Raw genomic sequence first — 15627 nt, 5'->3', positions numbered from 1 at the left:
TTTATGTACAAATATAAAACCATTCAAAGCCAGTAAGGTTCAACCGTTGCCCAACTTCTGGTTATGGTCGATAAATAAAGGTTATGGATAAGGTGGAATGGAGTGGCATCCTGAAATATCCTCAAATTCAGGGATGCGAAATCATCATAATCAGGGATTTTCGGGCAACCCAAAAGGCAAGACCTTTACATCGTTTGCAAAGGCAACCGCTCATCCACCCATTCAATCTGTCCGTTCACTCAGCAAGGCCGGTCATTTTCCGGCTTTGCTGTTGTACTGACTGCGTTCATCATTTAAAAAAACAAACGTATGCCAACCGTATCGCTGCTAAAATTAGCTTGATTTACAAGGAATTGATTATTTGTTATGAATTGATCAGATTACAACCGATTTGTTGTTGACAGTAACGCCTATGCGCATTCTTGTAGCCGAAGACCAACGAATTTTGCTTGATAGTCTGGCCATGCTCCTATCCAGTATCGAAGGAATTGAGGTCGTATCAAAGCATACCAACGGCCGACAGGTATTGACGGCATTGGAAATTGAGCCAGACATCGCGTTGGTGGTTTCTGATGTGCAAATGCCTGTAATGGGCGGTATTGAACTGACCATTCAACTGCGCCAGCGGTTTCCAAACGTAAAAATCTGTTTGCTGACAGTGGCCGATGAACCCGATGCCATTAAAGAGGCCATTCGTGCCGGGGCCGATGGATACGTCCTGAAAAGTGCCGATCGTTCTGAACTGGAAACGGCTCTGCGCATGATTGCCATTGGGAATAAGTTTTATAGCGAACAGGTGCTGATGAAATTGGCGAACGAAACCAGTATCGAACTAGTACCCGATTCTGGTAAACCTGACAAAATAACCATCACGAAACGGGAACTCGATGTATTGAAGTTGATTGCTCAGGAGTTTTCCGGGACGCAGATTGCCGAAAAGTTATTCATCAGTGCCACCACCGTTGAAACGCACCGCAAACACCTGATGCAAAAATTGGGCGTTCAAACAACGATTGGCTTAGTGAAGTATGCCATTAAATTTCAGATTGTTTAAGTATATCGTTTCACCTTTTAACCACCACTCACACAATGGAAGCAAATACAAAAGAAGGTAAGTATGTACACTTGATAGGTCCAGCACAAATTAAAACGAATAACAACAGACTGGAAGTAACCCTTCTTAATAATGACCGTACCCCCATTAATAGTAAACCAGTAATTTTGGATCAAAATGTCGCGTTTGTGAGCATACACTTAGTGGCGGAGTTTTTTGATGAACAATTTGAAAATCACCAAGATATCTTAACGAACTCAAAACATTCTTTCGTAGAAGTTAGAACGTTGAAGGATCCTGCCGTAACTATCTTACCTGAGACATCAGAATTTGACGATTGTATGACCTCAACAGATCCGCCTTGTAGAAATACAGTAAAATAAGCTCCCAGATAGAGTAAGATAGTTGTACTCTATCTACTCGTCCCCATTGAAACGAACCGTCTCAATGGGGATTTTTATAAGTATCCGAGTGCCTTTCTCTATCGCTAGCAAGGTATTGAACGTTCCTCCCAGCGATTCTAAACGGGTCTGGATATTTTGCAGGCCAACACCTTGTTTGCCTGAAGATTGAATCAGTCCTATACCATCGTCTGTAACGGATAGATTGATACCTAAGTCGGTTCGGAACAGACTAATACCAACGGTAGTTGCTTTTGCATGCTTGATAGCATTATTGATTAATTCGAACACAATACTATATACATTAAACTCGATTTCGACAGGCAGTCGCTCTTGTAAGCCACTAATGGTAAGAGAAAATTGCAAGGGCAAATTTTGGTTCAGTCGATCGACCAGTGTCGTTAGTGTTGTCGCAAGCCCTTCGCGTTCAAGTTCGGCAGGGAGGATATTGTGCGAAATATTTCGAACTTCTGCATACGCATTTTGAATGAGGTGTCTAAGATTTCGATAGACTGATTGCTCAGATTCTGATAGGTTCTGTGGATTGATCGACTGGATGCTCATATTTACAGCACTGAGCAAACTACTCAAATTATCATGCAGCTCAAGTGCCACTCGTTTCCGTTCAATTGTTTGTCCTTTGAAGAGAGCCGCTTTTATTTTCTCATTTGTTTGAATCAGTTCCCGGTTGGCCGTGACGAGTTCTGCTGTCCGTTCTTCTACGCGGGCTTCCAGGGTTTTATTGATGTCGGCGAGTTGTTTCCGGGCGGTTTCCAATAAGGCCCGCTGCTGGTCGATTTCCTGATTTTTGACTTGTAATCGCCGATTGTTCCATAACAGCAAAGCTGCAATGAGCAGGATTCCTACAATTCCTGAAAACAATACGTTGCGTGCTAATGCCAGTTGGTCCAGCTTCAGTTGTTGCACTTGCAATCGATTCTCTTTCTGGTTGCTATCGTATTGGGCCTGTAATGTCTCGATCCGTTGCTCATTGGTATGATTCGCCAGACTGTCTTTCAGGAAAACAAAATCTTCGTGGGCTTTCAGGGCCTTGTCAAACTCGCCTGTCTGCTTAAAAATTTTATAAAGCTTTTCGTTAGTCTCGGCAACCAGGCTGCTATTTTTTAATTGCTTAGCCGTTTGTTTGGACTGTCCATAATACGTTAATGCTTTCGACCATTTTTTCTGCCTGGTATAGAAATCACCAATATGAATGAGAATACTTTCTTCTAAATCGGCACTCCCGATTTCCCGCGATAAGGCCAGCGCTTTAGTAAAATAATCAAGGGGTTTGGTGAGATCTTCCATTTCCATGTAATCCCATCCAATGGTATGCAGCCCCTGAGCTTCATAAAATCGGACATGGTTAGTTTGGGCCATTTTATACATCTCCTGATTGACTTTCAGCGCATCCGAAAATCTAGCTTGCCCTCTATAAATGGCTCCAAAAACATTCAGAATCGACAAATGAATGGTTGCATCAGGATGATTACGAAGCACTTCTAACCCTTGCCGGCAAAGTCCTGTAGCCTTCGTATATTGTTTGAGGCTGGTATAGGCGTGCGCCAATGCGCCAAGTGACCTCGCCATTCGTGTGTATTGATTTAGTTTTTCTGCCAGGTGCAGGGCTTTGTAATTAAACCGTACCGTTTGGTCATAATCTCCTCTAACCTGGAAAAGATACCCTGCAAACTGATAGGCATAGATAAGTTCTTTGTCCAGTTTAGAATCGATACAGAGCCGAATCATCAGCGTGTTAAAATACATGGCTGAGTCAATGTTCTTGTCGGCATAAGTGCGCATGACCGCCTTAAGGGTTTGGCAACGGAGTGTGTCGGTCGTGTATCCCGTTGGTCGCTTCTGCAAGCGCCCCAATTCTCGTCTTAAGCTATCAATCCGATTTGACTGAGCAAGCCCTATCTGTACTTGTACTAATAAGCATAAGCAAAATAGCCGTTTTTTCATGGGTCGGTGGGTTTTCGACAAACATACATAGCCGGTCTTTATTTCCAAACCAGAGACTATAAAATAGCTTATCAACGACAATATCCTTTAATTCTAGGATACAAAATCATCATAATCAGGGATTTGCGGGCGGACGTGACGTATATACCTTTGAGCTGTTCAAACGACGAATTAGTTGATCATACGGATATTGTAACACCGCACTCGAATGCAATAGACAAGGTCGATGCTACTCGCTCCAAGGGAAATTTATTAAATACTATTCACACCATTTTAAAATACGTTTTCAATCAGTAACGAGTCAAATATGGGTCTGTTTCCTACATCTTGATAAAGCCTGTTCATGATTTTAGTACAACACAAAGCGCTGTTAACTCTATGAAAAATCTTTTATTAACTGAAACGAATGTTTCAACGAAAGACCCCAGATTTAAAGCCTTGTTGGAAAACCTCCAAGGGAATATTTTAAAACACCATGGCCGCACTCATGCCTACCACATCTTTGTTCAATTTATTCCAGAGAAAGCGGATGATGCTAAATCCTGGATTAAATCGTTCGCTGAAACTCGAATAACTTCTGCTATAAAACAATTAGGAGATTCCGAGAAAAGGAATGCAAATGCAGAATTTAACGGCGGAATTTTTCGAAACATTTCACTATCTTATTCAGGATATACCAATTTGGGAATTGAGGATGTAAAAATCCCCTCTTCGGATAATTCATTTCTTCAAGGGATCAAAGGGAGTAAATACTTGTTGAAAGATACCCCAGAATATTGGGATATACCTTTCCAAAACTCTATTGATGCCTTAATAATTGTTGCCGATAGTAATGTATCAACAGCATCAGATGATAAAGATCAGATTCTACGCGAGATCAATTCATTTAGTGTAATAACTCATGTTCAAAAAGGGAAAATTTTAAGAAATAAAAGCGGTATTGGTATTGAACATTTTGGTTATGCAGATGGTGTGAGCCAGCCCAGTTTTTTAGAAAATACTGATTTGCCCGCTACCCAATGGGATGATAATGGTGCATTACTCAGCACACTTCTAGTTGAAGATACAGGAACAGATATAGCAGATTCATTTGGTAGCTATTTAGTTTTTAGAAAATTAGAACAAAACGTAAAGGCATTTAAGCATGCCGAGAATCAACTTCCGGTAGTGAAAGATACTAACGGATACGAAAATGATGAGTTAGCGGGGGCTATGTTGGTGGGTAGATTTGAAGATGGTTCTGAGGTAGTAAATAATAGTATCGAAAAAGGAATTTCACAGGCTGACCAACTGGTGAATGATTTTGATTATAGCGATGATATTAATGGATTAAAATGCCCGTTTCATGCGCACATCAGAGTGGTAAATCCGCGTACAGATATACATGTATCGAAGGAGTTTGTGAAAAGTATTCGGCTTACCAGAAGAGGTATTCCTTATAACGACATTGGCCGCGACGAGTTTAATCTTGAGGATGATCAACCGACTGGAGGTGTTGGTTTGCTTTTTCAGGCTTATCAAAGTAGCATCGAAAAGCAGTTTGAATTTATACAAAGTAGGTGGGCTAATGATGGTGATATTGGGAAGCCTAATGATGTTATTGGCCGTCTGGTTGGTCAGGATGGGATTATTGGTCAGGGAGGCAATACAACAGTTAAAAAAATACCTATACAGTGGGGCTTACCAGCTGTTAGTAACCCAATTGTATTTAGGGATTTTGTTACGACTAAAGGAGGAGAGTATTTTTTTACACCGAGCTTGAGTTTTTTGAAAACTTTATAAAATAGACTGATTTTACCCTATCTTATAAAGAGATAAGTGAAAATTGGTTTTTAATCAAAAATCCACACGATACTTTAAAAATAATATGAAAACGTTAATTTTAACACTAATGGTGTTTTTTATTTGGCATACTTCTAAGTGCCAAATGCTTGAAATTAAAAGAGGGAACTACAGCCTAGAAGAGAAGAAAAAAGAATTGCCTAAAAAAATAGATATGGCAATACGTCAAGAGAAAGCTAAAGACGGTACAATAGACGAAGAATTTAAAAAAGAAATAAGTGAGGATGTAGAGAAGACTACTAACGAAGATATAGCAATGAAGGGGCTAGGTAACTTTACGTTTAATGGAAGGAAAGTTGTTCCCAATATTCAAATCCTTGCTGACCGTGTTGGCCGAAGTAACTCAAATAGTACTGCAAGGTGGTATTCAAAAGTAGAGCTCTTTGCGATGCCTAACTTGGCTTCATTGGATCAAAATGAATACAAAGCCAATTTCTTTATTCCGGAATTTAGTACATATGGGATAAATTACACGTTTGCAACTTGCAATGTTAAAACAAAAGATTATGATAAGGCTTTTGTTGGTTTTACTTTTAGTACCTCTTTTTTAGATAAATCTTTCAAAAAAGATTATGATTCATTGTCAATTAAAAAAGATTTTACAATGCTTAATTCCCTCATAAATATAGGAGCTGAATTAGTTTTTCCTAAAACATATACTAGTATTTATGGGAACATTAATCTAAGTAGTGTTCTGACTAGTCGGGATACATTTCTAGAAAGTATGAAAACACATGATCGAGATTTTCTTTTCTTTACTGGTGGCATTAGGAGCCAATTGAACCTTTCGGGTGAAGATGATAAAAGTAATGTGCTAGCACTTGATCTTGGTTTTATTTTTCAGAGTAATGGAATAAGTAGCTTCGTAAATAACAATGATTTCGCTATTCCCTTAATCCGTCTTAATTTTCGTCATAGTTTTTTAAATCGCTAACTGTACCACTATTTTACCCCCATTATTCCGACTGGTTCATGAACCAGTCGGAATAATGGGGGTAAAATAGTCAACGCGCTACACCCGTCAAGACAAAACCTCTTTCTTCTCCATATCCTTTGGTTGCCCTTTTAGCACCGCTTTTGCCTGCTTGACCACGTTTTCGACCGTGAAGCCAAAGTAGGCCATAACTTCTTCCGCTGGTCCTGATAGACCAAAGCGGTTCATACTAATGGTAGTGCCTTCGTCGGTAACGTATTTGTGCCAGCCTATCGGCGAGCCTACTTCAACGGCCAATCGTTTGCGGATAGCAGGGGGTAATACCTGATGCTGGTAGGTGATATCCTGCTGTTCGAACAATTCCCAGGAGGGCATACTAACCACCCGAGCCCGAATACCCTGTTTTTTTAGCTCTTGCTGGGCTTCCATCACGAGCGATACTTCTGACCCTGTAGCTAGTAGAATAAGTTGAGGAACACCTTCACATTCGCTGAGGATATAGGCTCCTTTTTCTACACCCCGTGCCGAACCGTATTTGGTCTGGTCAATTACGGGTAATTTTTGTCGGGAGAGGAGCAGTAGCACCGGCGTTTTCCGTTGTTTCATAGCCACCCGCCAGGCTTCGACTGTTTCGTTGGCATCGGCAGGGCGCAGAACAATGATGTTCGGAATGGCGCGTAAGGCAACGTATTGCTCAACCGGTTGGTGTGTTGGGCCATCTTCGCCCAAGCCGATGCTATCGTGGGTAAAGACGAATGTTACGGCCGATTCGGCCAGTGCGGTTAGTCGAATGGCGCCACGCATGTAATCGGAGAAATTCAGGAAAGTACCACCGTAAGGGTGAATACCCCCGTGTTGTGCCATGCCGTTGAGGGCCGCTCCCATAGCATGTTCGCGCACGCCAAACCAGATATTTGAATTTTCGTAATGACCCGGCTGAAAGCTTACATCGCCCTTAGTGGGCATCTCGTTTGACGAAGCCAGATCAGCCGAACCACCGAAAATGTACGGAACCCGCTTTTTCAGGGCTTCCAGCGCTTTGCCAGCTGCCTGTCGGGTGGCCAATGGGCCGTCTTCAGGGGCAAACTGAGGCAGATCAGCTTCCCAATCGGTAGGGAGCTTGCCCGAAAAAGATCGGCTGAAGTAGTCGGCCTGGTCGGAAAACGTTTTCTTATAGTCCTTGAATCGTTTCTCCCAATCAGCTTGTAAATCGCCCCCCCGGTTTCCAGTCTCGAGCAGGTACTCTTTCACTTCGTTGGGAATCACGAACGATTTATCAGGGTCCCAGCCAAAGAATTCTTTCGTTTTTCGGACATTTTCTTCGCCCAACGGACTACCGTGCGCTTTACTGGTTCCGGCCAATGGGCTTCCGTAGCCAATAATAGTACGCACAGCAATAATGGATGGACGTTCGGTTTCGGCCTGAGCGAGTCGAATGGCAACCTCAATGGCATCGAGGTTATTGCCATCCGATACGTGTTGGGTGTGCCAGCCATAGGCATCAAATCGAGCCATTCGGTCTTCGGTAAACGCCAGATCAGTAGGACCGTCCAGCGAAATCAGGTTGTCGTCGTAGAGGTAAATGAGCTTGCCGAGTTTCAGATGGCCTGCTAATGACGCGGCTTCCGATGCGATCCCTTCCATCAAATCGCCATCGCTGACAATGGCATATGTATAATGATCCACGACCGAATGACCGTCCTGATTGTAGGTAGCGGCCAGGAAGGCCTCGGCCATAGCCATACCGACCCCGTTGGCGAAACCCTGACCGAGCGGCCCGGTAGTTACTTCAACACCAGGTGTCAGATTCGACTCTGGGTGACCAGGGGTTTTGGAATGAATCTGCCGAAAATGTTTCAGATCATTGAGGGAAAGGTCATAACCGTAAAGGTGCAACAGGCTGTAGAGTAGGGCAGAGCCGTGCCCCGCCGATAAGACGAATCGATCCCGATCAGGCCAATGGGGATCTTTCGGATTGAAACGCAAAAAGCGGGACCAGAGTACATAGGCCATTGGAGCGGCTCCCAGCGGCAAGCCAGGGTGACCGGAATTTGCTTTCTGAACAGCATCGACCGACAATAGTCGGATTGTATTGATGCTAAGTTGGTCGAGGTCAACCGAATTGTTTGTCATAACGAACGCGAATCAGATGATAAACGATAGCCTGGGTGAACGGATATAAGCTCCGCCTGATAGACTGTTTATTAACTAACTCGCGAACTGCCCGGAAGGATTGAAAAAACGAGTGATTTTCTAGGGGTAGACCAATTTGGATTCTATTGATTTTTTAGATTCTATTGATTCTGGCGCTGCTATCGTGTTGATGACCAGAATCAATAGAATCTAAAGAAGCGACAGCATCTAAACTGTTACTTATCGTCCTTGATTGCTTTCATGCCTTTGGTCCAGCGCACCAACTGATGGAGCATCTGTGTAGCTGAGGAAGTTAGCTGATCGGTAGGGGTAAATACACCATCTTCATTAATAAGCCCATTGACCAGCGGAATGGTGACACCTTCGGCTAAGGCTACATTGCGCAAACTGATCAAATCGCCTTTCAGGCTGATGACTGCTCTGACACCCGCAAATGGCCCGGCCGAGTAACTCACAATACCCGACGGTTTGTAAGCCCATTCGTGAACCAGGTATTCTAAGGCATTTTTTAAGGATGCAGGGTAGCTATAATCGTATTCGGCAGTTACGAAGATAAAAGCGTCGGCTTCCTCTATTTTAGCACTCCACTGTTTGGTGTGGTCGTGCTCGTACTGTTTCATAATGGGGTGAACGGCTTCGTTCATAAGCGGTAGCGCGATCTCCCCTAAGTCGAGCACTTCAACCTCGAAGCTTCCTTGCTTTTTGGCTTCTTCGGCAATCCATTGGGCAACAAGTGGCCCTTTCCGACCCGGCCGAACGGTAGACGAAATGATTTTTAGTTTGTACATCTTGTGTTGGCTATAAAAATGGAGTAACTCCCAACCGGACTCACTCATGTCACAAAAGTAGACATGGGAGGCCCCTCAAGCGAGCAAGTTACCTAAAGGAAACCACGAAAACGACGGAAATTAGGCTTAAAAGGCTGTGTCAGTCCTTAAAATGCGTTATTACGATCGCCTGTAGCCTGCCAGTCGGCATCCATATCCTGGAACCGTTGGCTTACCTTTGTCAGAAACTCCTGATCAAGCAGGTCTGGAACGGCGGCCGGGTCAATAAGGTCCATTTCGCTGACTTTGTAGGTCTGCTCATAAGGACCGGCTTCGATTTTGACAATATATTTGCTATTCCAGGCGTAAAGGCCAATGCGGAATTGCGGGTTTGGGATATCCTGAACGAAACGCACGTGGAGAGTGATGAATAATAAATGATGAATGATGACTAATTTTTGGATACTCGATTATGGTTTTACAAAGGTAAGCAACTTGATTCGCCGTCTGTTTGTCTGGGTATTTATCATTCATCATTCATCATTCATCATTGTAGGCTGCGTCAACGATTCGGATGAAGCGGCTCAGTTTTTTTTGAAAGGGAATTTGCAGCTCCAGAAGCGCGAATACAAAGAAGCGATCCGGTACTATTCGGAGGCTATTGCCAAGAAGCCCGATTTTGCGGATGCGTACAATAATCGGGGGCTGGCTAAATTCCGGAACGATGATCGGGAGGGGGCATTGGCTGATTATAACCGGGCACTGGATGCTGATCGGGATTTTGGAACGGCTTATTTCAACCGGGCAGAAGTAAAGCTGGAAATGGGCGATGCTGCGGGCAGTTTAAGCGATCTTGAACGCATTGAGAAACAATACCAGGATTCTACGTTTTACCAGACCCGGTTGGGCGATACCTACGTTCGACTCAATAAAGTAGCCCAGGCGCAAACGGCATACGATCTTGCCCTGCAACTCAAGCCCGATAACGTAGAGGCCCTAACCAATCGTGGAGCACTGTTTTACAGCCAGAAAGACTACAAAACAGCCGAAGCCGATATCCGTCAGGCCCTGAAACTAAACCCCAATCAGGATGCGGCTCTCAACAACCAGAGTTTATTACTGGCACATGCCGGAAACTATACCGAAGCGCTGACCTATGTGGAACAGGCATTGGCCCGGCAGCCGCGTCAACCCTATTACCTGAACAACAAAGCCTATTTACTGATTAGGCTAAATCGTCCGGCTGAGGCCCTTCCGCTGGTCGAAGAGTCGTTGCAACGAGATAATCAGAATGCCTGGGCGCACTACACTTTAGGACTCTATTGGCTAGGTCAGCGGCAAGCTGCTAAAGCGCTGGACGAATTCCGAGCCGCCGAAAAGCTGGATGCTTCTGTCGATGCGCTTTATTACTCCATCGGGACCACTGAATTTGCCTTAGGGAACAAAGCGAAAGCCTGCGAAGCCTGGCAACGGGGCGAATCGATCAACGATGAGCAGGCCCGTCGGGAACGAGCCAGTCGTTGTCGGTAGGAGAGCCCCTTCACTAGCCGTCCAGATCTGGACAGCTTCCCGTCCGTTTTCGGACGCTAATAAGCCATGAAACGTATAAAAATGGGCCTTTCTTAGGCATGTAGCCCTTTTACGGCTATTGGCCTTTTATTTGCTATGCAAAGAGGAAAGATAAACGTTGCTTCGGTAAAAAGGTATACTAACAGATGAAAGGTACCCAACTTGGTGAGTTTGAAGAGATCGTTCTGCTGACGATTGCCCGGCTCTACGATGATGCCTACGGCGTAGCCGTTCTGGAAGAATTAAGTGAGCGTTTAGAGCGGCCTATGAGCTTAGGCGTCGTTCATCGAACCTTGCAGCGATTAGAAGAGAAAGGGCTCGTTAACTCCCGTTTTAGTGAGCCAATTGCTGAACGGGGGGGGCGGAGTAAACGCCTGTTCACCGTAACCATGACGGGTGAACAAGCGTTGCGGGAAGCCCGGCGTATTCGAAATGAGTTATGGGACGGTATTCCGAAAACCGCTTTTGATCATCAGTCATGAATCGAAAAAATAAAACCCGGTCGGGCCAACAACCTGAACCGCCACGCTGGGCTGAATGGCTCATGACACGCATTACGGCTCCGCACCTTCGGAACGAAGTGTTGGGGGATATGTACGAATTGTTCCAGACGAGAAGCCAGAAACATGGACACATAGCAGCCCAACTACTTTATGTGCTCGACATGCTGCTGCTGTTGCACCCCCGGCTCTGGCGTCGCCAGCCTCAGGTAGCCCCTTTTTACCCGCAATCAACTCATTATTCGCCACCAAACCCAATGACTATGTTAAGTAATTATGTTCGAATCGCCTGGAGAAAACTAAATCGGCACAAATCCTACACGCTAATCAATGTCGTGAGCCTAAGTCTGGGGATTGCCTGTACTATTCTGATCTTTACGTTGGTCAATTACCATCTGAGTTTTGACACCTTCCATGCCAACCAGGATCGGATCTATCGGATTTATACCGAGCTTCATACCGATAAGGTAACCTATAGCACGGGCGTTCCGAATCCGATGGGGGAGGCTTTTCGAAAGGGGTATAGTGTCGCGGAAAAGGTTGGTCGTGTTGCCTTTTTGAAAAAACGAGTCGTGTCCCTATCGCCCGAGAAAAAGTTTGAGCAGGATGTCGCGTTTGCCGACTCGGAATTCCTCGACATTTTTAATTTTCCACTACAGCAAGGCAATCCCAAAACCGCGTTACAGGATTTAAATACCGCCCTGATTACGGAGCGTGTTGCGAAACAATATTTTGGCGATAAAGACCCCATTGGCCAGATCCTCCACATTGATCAGTCATTGGTTGTTAAGGTGACCGGCGTTCTTAAGGACCTGCCAGCTACTACAGACTTTCGTTCGGAGATCTACCTACCATACGACAATTTGCAGGAGCATAGTCCCTGGCTGGTCGAAAAGGATTGGTGGCTTGGTTTCAATAAAGAGATGCAGTGTTTTATCCGGCTCAAACCGGATGTATCGGCAGAGGTAGTCGATGCGAAAATTCTTCCGGCGATTACTAATAAATACTATGATAAAACGAATGCGAAACTGTTTCATTTCAAATTACAGCCGCTTTCTGATGTTCATTTTAATCCGAAACTGAGGGGATATACCGAGAAAAAGAACCTCTGGACGTTTGCGCTGATCGGCTTATTTCTGATCGTGACGGCTTGCGTGAATTTCATTAACCTGGCAACGGCGCAGGCGTTGGGACGCTCCAAAGAGATCGGGGTTCGGAAGGCGCTGGGAAGTGAGCGGGGAGCGCTGTTCTGGCAATTTATTACAGAGACAGCGCTTATTGCCGGATTGGCTATGATTATCGCGTTGGCATTGGCCTATCTGCTGCTGCCGTTTGTGAATCAGTGGTTCGAGATACAGCTAGTACTCAATCCGTTAGCCGATACGCAGCTACTCGCCTTTTTAGCCGGTCTGTTACTGATAGTGATTTTTTGTTCGGGGGCATATCCTGGTTTGATTCTGGCCCGTTTTCAGCCCGTATTGGCACTGAAAGGAAAACTTTCTCAACGTGCAGTTGGCGGCTTTTCTCTGCGAAAGGGACTCGTTGTTGCGCAGTTTGCCATCTCGCAGTTGCTCATTATTGGCACGCTGATCATTACCAGTCAGTTGCGCTATTCGCAACAGGCCGACATGGGCTTTCGAAAAGATGCCACCATCATTCTTCCAATACCCGACAATAAAAAGGCCAACATCAGTACACTTAGAGCGCAGTTTTCGGAAATGGCCGGTGTTGAAAATGTAACGTTTTTCGATACCCCTCCCGCAACCGAATTCCTGGCAAGCACTGTTATTCGCTTCGACTCCCGCCCGAAAAACGAAACCTTTAACATTGCGCGTAAATCGGCGGATCATCAGTACATCCCGACCTTCAATATACCCATTCTAGCCGGTCGTAACCTGAATCCGTCCGATACGGTTCGGGAATATTTAGTCAATGAAACCGCTGTGAAATCCCTTGGGTTAGGCTCCAATCAGGATGCAATCGGCAAATCGGCGACAATCGATGGTCGATTGGGAACAATCGTTGGCGTGATGAAGGATTTTCACTTTAAATCGTTTCGGGTTGCTGTTGAGCCATTATGTCTCACAACCTGGGGGGAGCTTTATAACAGCTGTGGGGTAAAAGTAAATCCGGCAAACCTGCGAACAACCCTGGCTGGTTTTGAAAAGGCCTGGACGGCCATGTATCCATCATCCATTTACACTTACCGCTTTCTGGATGAGGATATTGAGCGATTCTATAAGCTCGATACCATGTTGTTGCGGCTCATTCAGGCGTTTGCGGCCATTGCCATTTTTGTCGGTTGTCTGGGTCTATATGGATTGGTATCGTTTATGGCCGCTCAGAAAACGAAGGAAATCGGAGTGCGCAAGGTATTAGGTGCGAGTACGACCAGTATACTTTGGCTATTTGGGAAAGAATTTTCTCGCCTATTGTTGATTGCATTTCTGCTGGCAGCTCCGTTAGCGTGGTGGGTCATGGGCAACTGGCTGAATAATTTCGTGTATCGGATTGAGCTTGGGGCAGGTATTTTTGTCCTGGCCATTCTGATTACGGTATTGGTTGCCCTGCTAACGGTGAGCTTCCGTAGCGTGAAAGCTGCGCTGATGAATCCGGTAAAGGCGTTACGGACAGAGTAGAATGGGCATAGCCAAACAAAAAGGGCAAATCGTTCATTCGTCACCCAATTATCATCAAAAGTAAATCTGTTGATCTAATAAAAGTCCGTTCGGGCGGCCCAGTCACAAACTCAGCTAAAATGTGAGATTGTCAATTTGATTTGTGACCGGGCCGCCGACTACAACAGGCTGAAGCGGCAACGTTCTATCGACTAATGATCTTGATCAACGTGCCTCTTGTAACCCGGTCGTCCGCTTTTAACCCATTTAAGATACCAGCCTCTTCTACCCGATTAGCAGGCATCCCTAACTGGGTTACCACGTCACGAAATGACCCATCACGTGGCGTCGATTTTACCACGATTCGTTCAGCCTTGCGATTGAGTTTATCGGGGTCACTGAGCGAGCGAAAATTTTCGGCCACCTGCTTGAATGTGCTGAAATTAGCCGTAAAGTCGGCGTTGGTCGCTAGCCCATGCAGGGCATAGATGGCACTGTTATACTGAATCAGCCAGGTGCCGATCTGGAGAGCCGATTTGGGATCCTGTTGTTGACCTTGTTGCTGTTGTTGTTGCTGACGGGAAATAAGGACATAGGCCGGATTGCCGTTTATGGTTGTTTTCCCGTTCTCCAATACGTTCAGGCTCAATTCTTTCACCAAATTCTGGGCCGCTTCATCCAGTGAATTTCCTTTGGCCAGCATCAGAATCATCGCGGCTTTCCCATCTTTAGCGGCCATCTGAAACTGGCTAGGTGAGTTTTGCGACTGCCAGCCGGCCGGTACTGGAAATTGAAAACGTAGTTCAGGGTGATAGAAATAGTTGTTTTCAACAAAACCCTGCTTAGGATCTTCACCATACATAATGCCGTCAATCAACCGTAGGTATTGATCGCGATTTACCTGGTAGGATGCTGGATTTTTGGCTTGATAATCTTTGGCCAGTTCATGCACGCGCGTAAAGCGATTACCCGGATCGGGGTGAGTCGACATAAACTGGGGTATAGCCTGTCCGGATCGGTCGGAAATGCGTTTGAGTGTCTCGAAAAAATCACCCATCTGGCGGGCATCGTAGCCAATTTTACTGGAATATTCGACGCCGAGCTTGTCTGACTCTGACTCGTGGTCACGGCTGTATTTAAGCGATAAAAGACCCAGTCCTTGCTGAAGCGTTTCGATATTTTGCCCGACAGCCTGAGGGGCTAGCACGGCTCCACCAATGAGGGCAATTGTACTGAGCAACTGACTTTTCTGCGAGCGGGCGGCATGCTTGGCCGTAATATGACCGATTTCGTGACCCAGTACCCCGGAAAATTCAGCTTCATTATTAAAGTGGGCCAAAATACCACGCGTGAAATAAACGTAGCCCCCTGGTACGGCAAAGGCATTGACGATGGGCGAATCAACAATGTAGAACTGATAAGGAAGGTCGGGCCGATGCGAAATGCTGGCCATTGCTTTTCCTTTCTGGTTCATAAAAGCCTGAAGATTTTTATCTTCATAGAGGCCCATGGTGGCAACAACAGACGGATGTGATTCTTTACCTATGGCAATTTCCTGCTCGGTCGACATAAGGTTAATTTCGCGCTTACCGGTCACTGGATTACGGGCGCAGGCCAAAACAAGTAGAGGTGTTGTGACAAGGATAAGAAGTCTGAAGTAAGCGCGTGTATACATGGTAGGAGCAATAAAACGTGTAAAGCCTTTTTCAGCCAAAAAAATTTACCAGTATAAACACTCAATTACCGATTATTTGTTTAATGTAGAAGCTGTTTAAACTTTCCGTTTTCGATTGATTTTTCGCAGGAAAATGACCGAGAATGCA

13 protein-coding genes are annotated in these 15627 nt (G+C 45.2%); 8 read left to right on the top strand and 5 right to left on the bottom strand.

The features are described from left to right. The first annotated feature begins 133 nt into the window (after positions 1-133). The 3 genes from ACYVGR_RS34875 (at position 134) to ACYVGR_RS34865 (ending at position 1437) form a co-directional block, all read left to right on the top strand. Positions 134-280, top strand: a complete 147-nt coding sequence (locus ACYVGR_RS34875; RefSeq protein WP_460965119.1) for a hypothetical protein — start codon at positions 134-136, stop codon at positions 278-280. Between the two features lie 132 nt (positions 281-412). Next, positions 413-1054, top strand: coding sequence for a response regulator (locus tag ACYVGR_RS34870; RefSeq protein ID WP_460965118.1), 642 nt, complete (start codon positions 413-415; stop codon positions 1052-1054). A 35-nt stretch (positions 1055-1089) separates the two neighbouring features. Next, entirely contained in the window at positions 1090-1437 is a 348-nt protein-coding gene (locus ACYVGR_RS34865) for a hypothetical protein (protein WP_460965116.1), read from the top strand. Between the two features lie 33 nt (positions 1438-1470). On the opposite strand, the gene ACYVGR_RS34860 is transcribed toward ACYVGR_RS34865, so the two are convergent. Beyond that, positions 1471-3420 (bottom strand): tetratricopeptide repeat-containing sensor histidine kinase, encoded by a 1950-nt coding sequence (locus ACYVGR_RS34860; RefSeq protein WP_460965115.1) that lies wholly within the window; start codon positions 3418-3420, stop codon positions 1471-1473. A 378-nt stretch (positions 3421-3798) separates the two neighbouring features. Between ACYVGR_RS34860 and ACYVGR_RS34855 the strand changes: the two genes are divergently transcribed. Both ACYVGR_RS34855 and ACYVGR_RS34850 read left to right on the top strand, forming a co-directional pair. Beyond that, positions 3799-5202: a Dyp-type peroxidase gene (locus ACYVGR_RS34855; RefSeq protein ID WP_460965113.1), complete on the top strand. Its 1404-nt coding sequence runs from the start codon at positions 3799-3801 to the stop codon at positions 5200-5202. 85 nt (positions 5203-5287) lie between these two features. Further along, on the top strand, positions 5288-6196 hold the full coding sequence (locus ACYVGR_RS34850; protein WP_460965111.1) for a hypothetical protein: 909 nt from the start codon (positions 5288-5290) through the stop codon (positions 6194-6196). An 87-nt stretch (positions 6197-6283) separates the two neighbouring features. Here the strand turns inward: ACYVGR_RS34850 and tkt are convergent, their stop codons facing one another. From tkt to ACYVGR_RS34835, 3 genes are all read right to left on the bottom strand, one after another. After that, complete coding sequence (tkt, locus tag ACYVGR_RS34845; protein WP_460965109.1) at positions 6284-8329, bottom strand: transketolase; 2046 nt, start codon at positions 8327-8329, stop codon at positions 6284-6286. 236 nt (positions 8330-8565) lie between these two features. Further along, entirely contained in the window at positions 8566-9138 is a 573-nt protein-coding gene (locus ACYVGR_RS34840) for an NADPH-dependent FMN reductase (RefSeq protein WP_460965107.1), read from the bottom strand. A 146-nt stretch (positions 9139-9284) separates the two neighbouring features. Then, positions 9285-9533, bottom strand: coding sequence for a hypothetical protein (locus ACYVGR_RS34835; protein WP_460965105.1), 249 nt, complete (start codon positions 9531-9533; stop codon positions 9285-9287). A gap of 28 nt (positions 9534-9561) precedes the next feature. On the opposite strand from ACYVGR_RS34835, the gene ACYVGR_RS34830 reads away from it, so the two are divergent. From ACYVGR_RS34830 to ACYVGR_RS34820, 3 genes are all read left to right on the top strand, one after another. After that, positions 9562-10647 carry a tetratricopeptide repeat protein gene (locus tag ACYVGR_RS34830; protein WP_460965103.1) on the top strand — a complete coding sequence of 362 codons (1086 nt, stop codon included), beginning with the start codon at positions 9562-9564 and terminating at the stop codon, positions 10645-10647. A gap of 185 nt (positions 10648-10832) precedes the next feature. Further along, the gene (locus ACYVGR_RS34825; protein WP_460965101.1) at positions 10833-11168 is read left to right on the top strand and encodes a PadR family transcriptional regulator; all 336 of its coding nucleotides are present in this window, start codon (positions 10833-10835) and stop codon (positions 11166-11168) included. Continuing rightward, positions 11165-13825, top strand: a complete 2661-nt coding sequence (locus ACYVGR_RS34820; protein ID WP_460965100.1) for an ABC transporter permease — start codon at positions 11165-11167, stop codon at positions 13823-13825. Before ACYVGR_RS34825 ends, ACYVGR_RS34820 begins: the two co-directional genes overlap by 4 nt. Before the next feature lie 184 nt (positions 13826-14009). Here the strand turns inward: ACYVGR_RS34820 and ACYVGR_RS34815 are convergent, their stop codons facing one another. Next, on the bottom strand, positions 14010-15479 hold the full coding sequence (locus ACYVGR_RS34815) for a M48 family metalloprotease (protein ID WP_460965098.1): 1470 nt from the start codon (positions 15477-15479) through the stop codon (positions 14010-14012). Positions 15480-15627: the final 148 nt, after the last annotated feature.

The organism is Spirosoma litoris (genome assembly GCF_054776755.1).
Note: the sequence above shows the minus strand (reverse complement) of the source record. Positions and strands in the feature narration are given on the sequence as shown.

Excerpts from the sequence above, each read along its gene's own strand:
- tkt (WP_460965109.1), bottom strand. The coding sequence starts at position 8,329 with ATGACAAACAATTCGGTTGACCTCGACCAACTTAGCATCAATACAATC.
- ACYVGR_RS34870 (WP_460965118.1), top strand. The coding sequence starts at position 413 with ATGCGCATTCTTGTAGCCGAAGACCAACGAATTTTGCTTGATAGTCTG.
- ACYVGR_RS34820 (WP_460965100.1), top strand. The coding sequence starts at position 11,165 with ATGAATCGAAAAAATAAAACCCGGTCGGGCCAACAACCTGAACCGCCA.
- ACYVGR_RS34860 (WP_460965115.1), bottom strand. The coding sequence starts at position 3,420 with ATGAAAAAACGGCTATTTTGCTTATGCTTATTAGTACAAGTACAGATA.
- ACYVGR_RS34815 (WP_460965098.1), bottom strand. The coding sequence starts at position 15,479 with ATGTATACACGCGCTTACTTCAGACTTCTTATCCTTGTCACAACACCT.
- ACYVGR_RS34855 (WP_460965113.1), top strand. The coding sequence starts at position 3,799 with ATGAAAAATCTTTTATTAACTGAAACGAATGTTTCAACGAAAGACCCC.
- ACYVGR_RS34850 (WP_460965111.1), top strand. The coding sequence starts at position 5,288 with ATGAAAACGTTAATTTTAACACTAATGGTGTTTTTTATTTGGCATACT.
- ACYVGR_RS34830 (WP_460965103.1), top strand. The coding sequence starts at position 9,562 with ATGATGACTAATTTTTGGATACTCGATTATGGTTTTACAAAGGTAAGC.
- ACYVGR_RS34825 (WP_460965101.1), top strand. The coding sequence starts at position 10,833 with ATGAAAGGTACCCAACTTGGTGAGTTTGAAGAGATCGTTCTGCTGACG.
- ACYVGR_RS34865 (WP_460965116.1), top strand. The coding sequence starts at position 1,090 with ATGGAAGCAAATACAAAAGAAGGTAAGTATGTACACTTGATAGGTCCA.
- ACYVGR_RS34840 (WP_460965107.1), bottom strand. The coding sequence starts at position 9,138 with ATGTACAAACTAAAAATCATTTCGTCTACCGTTCGGCCGGGTCGGAAA.
- ACYVGR_RS34875 (WP_460965119.1), top strand. The coding sequence starts at position 134 with ATGCGAAATCATCATAATCAGGGATTTTCGGGCAACCCAAAAGGCAAG.